The following is an 8,468-nucleotide window of genomic DNA, read 5'->3' as shown; positions in this document are numbered from 1 at the left end:
GGCCGGCCGGCCGGCCACCCGCTGCAATACCTCCTTGGTAAAGTCGCGCTCGGCCTGGTAGAGCTGGGCTACCTGCCGCAAGCTCAGCACCTTCTGCAAGCGCTCGAAGTAGTCTTTGTCCAGCGTCAGCAATTGCTGCCGCAAGGCAAACTCCTGGTTGAAATTGTCGCGCAATTGGGCGTCGCTCAGGCCAGCGTTGGCGAGGGCCAGGCGTGCTTGCCGCACCGAGCGGTTGAACTCGCGGCGCTTGGCCGTGAACTCGTTGTACACCGGCCAGAAGCGCTGGGCTTGGTCCTGACTCAGCGTGAGGCGGCCCGTGATGAAGGCAATGCGGGCGTTGTCGAGCTGGCTGAGGCGGCTGCCGGGCTGGGCCAGCCGGCCCCGGCCGCCGAGGCGCGTCTGCGCCTGGGCAGGTGCGGTGGTAGCCAGTGCCAGCAGGCAGGCAGTAGTAAAGATGATAGAGCGTAACGAATTCATAGCAAAAACTAAATCGCAGCGGCTTCTTCAGTGGGTTGGGCATCAAGGGCTTCGCTCAGCTCGGTAGCCGAGGGCCGCAGGTAGTGCCGGGTGAGGGCGAGGCTGTGGGCGGGCAGCTCGGCCAAATCCAGGGTGGTGAGGTGGGCGTCGGTGGCGAGGTAGTCAAGCAACTGCTCCTGCGGAATATTAGCAAGCGCATCGGTCGTAGCGGGCGGGCTCGCCGGCCCGCCGCCCAGCCACAGTGCGGCGGCAAACGTGCCCAGCAGCACTCCCGAGGCTAGGCTCGTGCGGACGTAGGCGGGCGCTTGCAGCAGCCAGCCCGGCAGCAGCGGGCGCCGGGCCGGCGCGGTGGCGGCCACCTGCGCCATCACCCGCGTGGGCAAGTGCTCGAAGTAGCCGGCGGGCGGGCTGCTCAGCGGCTGCGGCCAGCGGCGCGGGTGCTGGTCAAGACGAAAAGAAGGTTTCATATAAACATTGGATGAATGCAACGGCCCAGGGTTTAATCGGCGTCGGCCGAAGAATAGCCAGGGTCGTCGGCATTGGTCACGTAGTCCTCGATTTTGCGCACCGCGTGGTGGTAGCTGGCTTTGAGCGCGCCCACGCTGGTGCCGGTGATGTCGGCCATCTGCTCGTAGGGCATCTCGTCGTAGTAGCGTAGGTTGAACACCAGGCGCTGCTTGTCGGGCAGGCGCAGGATGGCACGTTGCAGCTTCAGCTCTATCTCGTCGCCCGCGATGGCGGGGTCGGCTTCGAGCTTGGCCGCCAGCTCGGCCCCAACGTCGTTGATTGGCAGGAAAAACTTGCGCCGCTTGCTTTGCAAAAAGCCTAGGCACTCGTTGGTGGCGATGCGGTAAATCCAGGTAAAAAGCTGGGCATCCTGCCGGAAGTTTTCCAGGTGCTTCCACACCTTCACGAAGACATCCTGGGTGAGGTCGTCGGCATCGTCGTGGTCGATTACCATCTTGCGCACGTGCCAGTACACCTTCTGCTGGTACTTGCGCACGAGCTGGTTAAACGCCAGGTTGCGCCTGGCGGGGTCTTGGAATTTGGCTAAGATTTCGTGGTCTTCCAAGCGGCGGAGCAGGTAGGCACTTGGTTGGATGGTAGCTGGCGCGCCGGGTTTAACGCTTGGCTAATTTCCCGTTAGCCTGCACATCCATCACCGCCCAAAAATTGCCACCGAAGTAGTCTGCGTCGAGCGGATGGTGAAGTTGCGCACATCGGTAAACTTGCTGCCGGTGCTGGTGGCGGTGCGAAACACCAGCCGGTACACGCCCGGCTGCATGGCCAGGTTGACCTTGCTGCTGGCCTCGGGCAGGTTGGCCACCCAGGTTTGCGAGTCGTCGGCACCGACCTGGTAGATGCTGCCCTGGCCCTTCAAGTCGCTGGTAATGTTGAGGGTGCCGGGCGCAGCGTAGGTCAGCGTAGTGGTCTGGCCCTGCCGGATGGCGATGCGCTGCACCGTGCGCGGCAAGGTCAGCATCTCGACCTCGTAGTTGCCGGCCAGCAGCTTTTGCCGGGCCCCGAAGGGTAGTGCCACGGCCGTCGCGCCGGCCGGCGTCCGCACTACCGCCTGCACCGTGCCGTAGGGGTTGGGGCTCACGTTGGGGCCTTGCAAAGCCAGCGTGCCCTGCGGCGTGCGATAGCTGAGCACGTTGGCCTTGCCGGCCTTGATGGCCAGGTTGGCCTGGCGCACGGGCGGCACCGTGTTGATGGTCAGGTCGTAGCTCTGCAAGGCGTCGATGTCGAGCACGTCGGCCTTGCCCTGCGCATCGCGGTAGTGCACGTAGTTGTACTCGGGCTGCCCGGTCACGTTGTTCACAAACGTCATGTTGACGTTGGTTTCCACCGGGCGGCCGTTTTCGTCGGTCAGGTTGATGGCCACGGTCGTTTTGGCCAGCGTCTGGGCGATGACGTCGTTAAGCACCGTTTTGAAGGTCTTGACCTCGGCCGCGTTGTAGTACTGGCCCAGGCATTCGAGGGCCTTGCCAAACTCCTTCTGCGCCCCAATGCCAATGACGAACGGCTTCAAAAACACCCGCTTGCGCTGCAACGCCAGCGAAATAGCGCAGGGGTCTCCCTTGCACGACTCCACGCCGTCGGTGATGAGCAGCAGCACGTTGCGCGAGGTTTTATCCAGCGGAAAGTCGTTGGCCGACTGCCCCAGCGAGTACGTTATCGGCGTATTGCCCTGCGCCTTCAGCACCTTGAGCTTGGCCTTGATGGCGGCGGCGTTTTTAGGAGCGAAGGGCACTTCGAGGCGCGAGTCCTCGCAGTTTTGCTCGGCATTGGGGTGCTGGTGGCCGTACACGCGCAGGCCCAGCTCCAGGTTGGGGTAGCTGTTGAGCGAGTCGGCCATTTTGGCCAGCAGGCGCTTGGCCACTTCCCAGCGCGGCTGGCCCTCCCAGGGCGCCATCATCGAGCCCGAGGCATCGAGTAGAAACAGGATGCGCGTGACCTTGGGCCGCTCGGCGGGGGCGTTTTGCGCCTGGGCTGGCAGGCTGCTGCCCAGGGCGAGCAACAAATTAATTAATAAGAAGAAGCGCAGGCGAACGGACAGGCGGAAGGCAAGGTGCATAGGCGCAAGGTAAGCAAGTAGCTTGGACTCTGCGAGTCCGAGCGCGAGCGCAGCTCGCAGCCGCGTCAAGCGAGCCTTATTAAGGCAGATGCGAGCTGCGCTCGCGCTCGGACTACAAAGTCCAAGCTACTCGCTACTTCAGCAACTGCGCAACGTGCTCCTTGGTGTCGGGCCGCTTGATGACGCGGGTAATCACGCCCTGCTCATCCAGCAAAAACGTGGTGCGAACCACGCCCCAGTAGGTTTTGCCGTAGTTTTTCTTTTCCTGCCACACGCCGTAGGCGTTCACAATCTCTTTGTCGGCATCGGCCACGAGCGGAAAAGCCAGGTCGTATTTCTGCGCAAATTTGGCGTGCGAAGCGGCGTTGTCGATGCTCACGCCTACTACCTTGATGCCCTGCGCGGCAAGCTGCGCCTCGTTGTCGCGCAGGTTGCACGCCTGGGCGGTGCAGCCGGGCGTATCGTCTTTGGGATAAAAGTAGAGGGCGACTTTGTGTCCGCGCAGGCTGCTGAGCGTGAACGGATTGCCGTGCTGGTCGGGCGCGGTAAAATCGGGGGCGGGGGTGCTGGGTTCTAGTAGCATGGGTAGGAGTGGAGAGTTTTGAATTATGAGCTTTGAATTGTCATTGCGAGCGCAGCGAAGCAATCGCACCTGTTCAGTCGCGCTGCTCGGGTTCCGTTCGGGTGCGATTGCTTTGTCGTTCCTCCTCGTAATGACAAAAACTATAAACTGAGCGGAATCACGCGCTCATTGCCCGCCTGGTCGGTCAGGCGCAGTTCGGCGGGGCCGCGCAGTGCCGGGGCCTCGGGGTCGTTGGCGACGGTGAACAACGTGCTGTTTTTGTGCTCGAAGCGCAACAGCCGGAACCGCCCGCCGATGAATAATTTGTACGACGACAAGCCCGACAAATCATCGCCCACCCGGAACAGCAACTGTCCGCCGGGCCGGCCCAGCAGGCGGCCTTCGGGAGCTTTGGTGTCGGTATAAAGGCGGTACTGCCCGAATACTTTGGTGTTGAAGGAGATTTGCTGCCCACTAGCATCCCAGGTGCCGCCTACGTAGGCGCGGCCGCCCTTGGCCGTGACGCTGTACACGGCCGTGCGCGCGCGGTTGACTACGGGGGCGCTGGCTTTCAAGGTGATGCGCAGCGACAGGTAGAGCGGCGTGCTGGCCGAGCCTACTACCCAGGTTTCGGGCGCGGCGGCCGTGGCGGGCACGTGCGCGGTATTCAGGTGAAGGGGCGAAAACAGCGTTTGCGGCCCGAAAACCAGATGCAGAAACGGCGTGGTGTAGCTCGTTTCCTGCCCGGCCGGAATCATCGCCTGTCGGTCAAATTTCTTCGTCACCTGGTCGAAAATTAGCGAGTCGGGCAGGCCGGCGCGCAGGTCGTAGAGGTAGGTGGTTTCGGGGCCTTTGGTGTAGCTAGGGCGCAGTTCGAGCTGCCGGCCGCCGCGCCGCAGCACCAGGTTGGCGGGCACGCCGGCCGTGTCGGTGGCGTGCGTCACCACGGCGCGCAGCAGGTTGCGCGTGATGTCGTAGCGCAACAGCGGCCGGGCGGCGCTGGGCGCGGCCTTGGGCGCGAGGGCCGCGTAGTCGGCGGCCTTTTCGCCGCGCAATATCACCCGCGCGGTGGCCTTGTTGTTGTACGAGTCAGCCAGCTCGTAGTCAATGGTATAAACCTTGCCCGGCTCTACCGTTAGCTTGCCTTGGCCAAGGCCGGGCGGCGTGTAAAACGGCAGGTCGTTGCCCTCGTCTACCCACAGCTTTTGCAGCATGCGGCCCGACTGAAAATGGTAGGCGTAGTCCACAAAATTGTTGACCTGCCGCGAGCCATTCGGAAAGGGCACCGCGTCGATAACGTGCTGGTAGTGCGGCTGCCCGTTCACGTACACCGTCACGCGCTGAATGCCGTTCTTGTTCCACGCCCCGTCAAACCGGTCGAAGCCTTGCAGCAGCAAGCCTACTTGCCCCACACAGCTTACGGTGTCGGGGAAAACGGTGGCCGCACCCGGCGCGGGCTGCACCTTCGGCACTAGCACCGCCCGCTCGAACTGCCCGCGCACCCGCGCCGCGATGCCCAGCGGCTCCACGGCCAGGGCCTGCAAAATCGGCCCCTGGTGGTCCTGAATTTCGGTAAAGCCGCCCCACTGCAAGGGATTCAGCTGGCGGTCCTGGCCGTCGCGCACTTCCCAGTGCACGTGCGGGCCGGCCGAGCCACCGGTGTTGCCCGATTTGGCCACCACTTCGCCGCGCTTCACCGGAAACTGGCCGGGCTTGAAAAACAGCTCCAGTTCGTAGGTCTGCTTTTCGTACTGCTGGCGGCGCAGCTCGGCCAGCACTGGGTCCAGAAACTCGTTGAGGTGGCCGTACACGGTCGTTAGGCCATTCGGATGCGTGATATACAGTACGTTGCCGTAGCCGAACGACGACTGCTTGAGGCGCGAGACGTAGCCATCGGCGGCGGCGTACACGGGCTTGTTTATCACGCTGGCGGTCTTGATGTCGAGCCCGCCGTGGAAGTGGTTGGGCCGCAGCTCGCCCATGCTGGCGGCCAGAAAATTGGGCTGGCCGGGCATGATGGGCAACAAAAAGTAGCCCGGCGGCACGGCCACCGGGGCCGCCGCCGTGGGCCGGATGGGGCCGCTGGCCCGGCGGGTAGTGGTGTCGTCGCTGCCGTCGTCCTGGCCGTGGGTGGTGGTGGCCAGCAATAGCAATCCGCCTGCGGCCGGCAGTACGAGCCGGCGCATTAGTTTAGTAGTCAGCAAAATAAATAACTTTTCTTTGTAGGGTAAGCTTTAGCTTGCCATAACGCAGTAGGTACGAGGCAAGCTAACGCTTACCCTACATGGCTTAACGCACGGCTACCTCCAAAATTTTCTCGTCTTCGAGGTAGCCCACCAGCTGGTCGCCCATCTGCACCGGGCCCACGCCGGCCGGCGTGCCGGTGAAAATAAGGTCGCCCTGCTTGAGCGTGATGTAGCGCGATACGAAGCTGATAATCTTGGCAAACGGGTACATCATGAGGCTGGAATTGCCCTGCTGCCGCACCTCGCCGTTCACTTCGAGGCGGAAGTTGATGTCGGCAAAATCGGCGAACTCAGTAGCGGGCTTGAAAGTAGGCGACACTGGCGCCGAGCCATCGAAAGCCTTGGCCAATTCCCAAGGCAAGCCCTTCTTTTTTAGCTCGCTTTGCAGGTCGCGGGCCGTGAAATCGATGCCCAGCGAAATAGCGTCAAAATAGGTGTTGGCAAACTGCTCCTCGATGTGGCGGCCATTTTTGCTGATGCGCAGCACCAGCTCCAGCTCGTAGTGAATATCCTTCGAAAAATCGGGGTAGAAGAACGGCTGCCCGCGCTGAATGAGCGCCGTTTCGGGCTTCAGGAAAATGACGGGCGCGGTAGGAATCTCGTTTTGCAGCTCGGCTACGTGGTCGGCGTAGTTGCGGCCGATGCAAATAATTTTCATGGGAGGCAGGGGAGGGGCCGCGCCAAAAGGCAGCAGGCAGGTAAGAAAAAGTAGGATACTGCGGAGAAAAGGCGCGGGTTTTCAATGCCGCAGCCCGTTTGTGCCGCGCCCGCCGCCCGGGCGGGCGGCGGCGCTCCAGCCACAAAGTAAACATTCTCCCCGCCCGGTTGCGTATAGCCCCGACGGCGGCTCGCCGAAATTGGCCCCAAACGTGCTTTTTTAAACAGAGCCGCCGCTATTCTTGCTCTTCCCAACCAGACACGCTAGTTATGTTTAAGAAAGTTGTTCTCGCCGCCAGCCTCGCCCTCGCCACCGGCTGCACCACCGTGCCCATCACCGGCCGCCGCACCCTCAACCTGGTGTCCGACAGCGAGATGAATGCCCTGGCTGTGACCCAGTACAAGGAAACGCTGAGTACTGCCAAGCTCTCGACCAACTCGGCCGACGTGGCGATGGTGCGCCGCGTGGGCCAGCGCATTCAGGCCGCCGTAGAAAAGTATTTCCGCGACCAAGGCCAGAGCGACCAACTCGCCGGCTACAACTGGGAGTTTAACCTCATTCAGGATGATAAGATGGTGAACGCCTGGTGTATGCCAGGCGGCAAGGTGGCCGTGTACACTGGCATTCTGCCCATCACGCGCGACGAAACCGGCCTGGCCGTGGTAATGGGCCACGAAATAGCCCACGCCGTGGCCAAGCACGGCTCGGAGCGCATGAGCGACCAGATGCTGGCCCAGCTCGGTACCTCGGCCATCTCCACGGCCCTCACCAAAAACCCGGCCGCTACCCAGAGCATTTTTGCCAGCGCCGTGGGTACCGGCACGCAGCTCGGCAGCCAGGTGCTGCTGCTCAAGTTCAGCCGCAACCAGGAAAGTGAGGCCGACCATTTGGGCTTGATTTTCATGGCGATGGCGGGCTACAACCCGGCCCAGGCCATTCCGTTCTGGCAGCGCATGGCCGCCCAAAGCCAGGGCGGTACGCCCGAGTTCCTGTCGAGCCACCCCGCCGACGCTACCCGCATCGCCGACATCGAGCGCCTGCTGCCCGAGGCGCAGAAGTACTACAAGGCACGCTAGCAGCTTGCCGGTCTTTGCGAGCGTAGCAAAGCAATCGCACCTGTTCAGCCACGCCGTTTGGGTGCGGTTGTTTAGCTGCGCTCGTAAAGATAGCTATTCAACTAACAGTAATTCAGCTATTAATCCATTAACTGTTATCCCGCCCTTTCCACTATGCGACTACTACCCCGCCTGCTCGGATTGAGCCCACTGAGCCTGCTGGCTGGGCTGCTCCTGCTTACTTCCTGCGAAACTACCCGCACCCGCGAAAGCAGCGACCCCGTGCGCGAAGCCCAGCGCCTGAGCGACGAGGCCGCCGACCGCCGCAGCGCATTGGTGAGCAAGCAGATAGCCCAGGTAGTGGAGGCCGGCCCGCCCACGTTCAAAACGGCGCAGTCGGTGCTGGCTTCGGCTTTTATCCGGCAGTTTGGCGATGGCACCGTGGTGGATAAGGTGCTGGTGCGGCCCGCGCCGAGCGCGCCCAAGGAGAAAACAACGTACTACCTCATTGGCATGGGCCTGAAAGACGGGCACTTCCGGGCGATGGCCCTGCCGCTGCGCGACAGCGGCAGCGGCTCGCTCTACCTCACGCCCGACGCCGAGCGCTACGTGCTCACGGGCACCGGCTGCCCGACGTGCGTTTTCGACTTCGAGGGCGACCGCATCGTGGGTTCCAGCTGCGGCGACAACGTGGAAGCTGGCAGCACCTGCACCTTCCAGGTGCTACCCGAAAACAGCTTATTTACGCGCCGATGAAAACTTCAACTAAATGGCTGCTACGCTTTTCGCTCACCGCCCTGGCCTTGCTGCTGGCCAATGACAGCGGAAAAAAGAAGTAGGCGCACCAGGCAAAAAATGGGGGTAGTGGAAAGACATTGCTTTTCACTACCCC

General features: G+C 62.3%; 9 protein-coding genes. 2 read left to right on the top strand and 7 right to left on the bottom strand.

Going from position 1 to position 8,468, the window contains the following annotated elements:
- The 7 genes from VFO93_RS06070 to VFO93_RS06040 form a co-directional block, all read right to left on the bottom strand.
- Positions 1-477 (bottom strand): hypothetical protein (locus VFO93_RS06070; RefSeq protein ID WP_325133451.1); only part of this gene is annotated, 477 nt, incomplete at its 3' end.
- Between the two features lie 8 nt (positions 478-485).
- Positions 486-944 carry a hypothetical protein gene (locus VFO93_RS06065; protein ID WP_325133450.1) on the bottom strand — a complete coding sequence of 153 codons (459 nt, stop codon included), beginning with the start codon at positions 942-944 and terminating at the stop codon, positions 486-488.
- Positions 945-976: 32 nt separating this feature from the next.
- Positions 977-1,549 (bottom strand): sigma-70 family RNA polymerase sigma factor, encoded by a 573-nt coding sequence (locus VFO93_RS06060; RefSeq protein ID WP_325133449.1) that lies wholly within the window; start codon positions 1,547-1,549, stop codon positions 977-979.
- A gap of 87 nt (positions 1,550-1,636) precedes the next feature.
- Positions 1,637-3,055 (bottom strand): vWA domain-containing protein, encoded by a 1,419-nt coding sequence (locus VFO93_RS06055; RefSeq protein ID WP_325133448.1) that lies wholly within the window; start codon positions 3,053-3,055, stop codon positions 1,637-1,639.
- A 133-nt stretch (positions 3,056-3,188) separates the two neighbouring features.
- A complete protein-coding gene (gene bcp / locus VFO93_RS06050) occupies positions 3,189-3,638 on the bottom strand; it encodes a thioredoxin-dependent thiol peroxidase (protein WP_325133447.1) in 450 nt (149 codons plus the stop codon).
- Between the two features lie 140 nt (positions 3,639-3,778).
- Positions 3,779-5,803, bottom strand: a complete 2,025-nt coding sequence (locus VFO93_RS06045) for a M23 family metallopeptidase (protein WP_325133446.1) — start codon at positions 5,801-5,803, stop codon at positions 3,779-3,781.
- A gap of 103 nt (positions 5,804-5,906) precedes the next feature.
- Positions 5,907-6,521 (bottom strand): fumarylacetoacetate hydrolase family protein, encoded by a 615-nt coding sequence (locus tag VFO93_RS06040; protein WP_325133445.1) that lies wholly within the window; start codon positions 6,519-6,521, stop codon positions 5,907-5,909.
- A 269-nt stretch (positions 6,522-6,790) separates the two neighbouring features.
- On the opposite strand from VFO93_RS06040, the gene VFO93_RS06035 reads away from it, so the two are divergent.
- Both VFO93_RS06035 and VFO93_RS06030 read left to right on the top strand, forming a co-directional pair.
- The gene (locus VFO93_RS06035; RefSeq protein WP_325133444.1) at positions 6,791-7,597 is read left to right on the top strand and encodes a M48 family metallopeptidase; all 807 of its coding nucleotides are present in this window, start codon (positions 6,791-6,793) and stop codon (positions 7,595-7,597) included.
- A gap of 153 nt (positions 7,598-7,750) precedes the next feature.
- On the top strand, positions 7,751-8,332 hold the full coding sequence (locus VFO93_RS06030; RefSeq protein WP_325133443.1) for a hypothetical protein: 582 nt from the start codon (positions 7,751-7,753) through the stop codon (positions 8,330-8,332).
- Positions 8,333-8,468: the final 136 nt, after the last annotated feature.

The sequence above is a fragment of the Hymenobacter sp. genome (assembly GCF_035709525.1).
GTDB lineage: Bacteria > Bacteroidota > Bacteroidia > Cytophagales > Hymenobacteraceae > Hymenobacter.
This window is presented reverse-complemented; position numbering and strand designations above follow the sequence as displayed.

Excerpts from the sequence above, each read along its gene's own strand:
- VFO93_RS06065 (WP_325133450.1), bottom strand. The coding sequence starts at position 944 with ATGAAACCTTCTTTTCGTCTTGACCAGCACCCGCGCCGCTGGCCGCAG.
- VFO93_RS06055 (WP_325133448.1), bottom strand. The coding sequence starts at position 3,055 with ATGCACCTTGCCTTCCGCCTGTCCGTTCGCCTGCGCTTCTTCTTATTA.
- bcp (WP_325133447.1), bottom strand. The coding sequence starts at position 3,638 with ATGCTACTAGAACCCAGCACCCCCGCCCCCGATTTTACCGCGCCCGAC.
- VFO93_RS06045 (WP_325133446.1), bottom strand. The coding sequence starts at position 5,803 with ATGCGCCGGCTCGTACTGCCGGCCGCAGGCGGATTGCTATTGCTGGCC.
- VFO93_RS06040 (WP_325133445.1), bottom strand. The coding sequence starts at position 6,521 with ATGAAAATTATTTGCATCGGCCGCAACTACGCCGACCACGTAGCCGAG.
- VFO93_RS06035 (WP_325133444.1), top strand. The coding sequence starts at position 6,791 with ATGTTTAAGAAAGTTGTTCTCGCCGCCAGCCTCGCCCTCGCCACCGGC.
- VFO93_RS06030 (WP_325133443.1), top strand. The coding sequence starts at position 7,751 with ATGCGACTACTACCCCGCCTGCTCGGATTGAGCCCACTGAGCCTGCTG.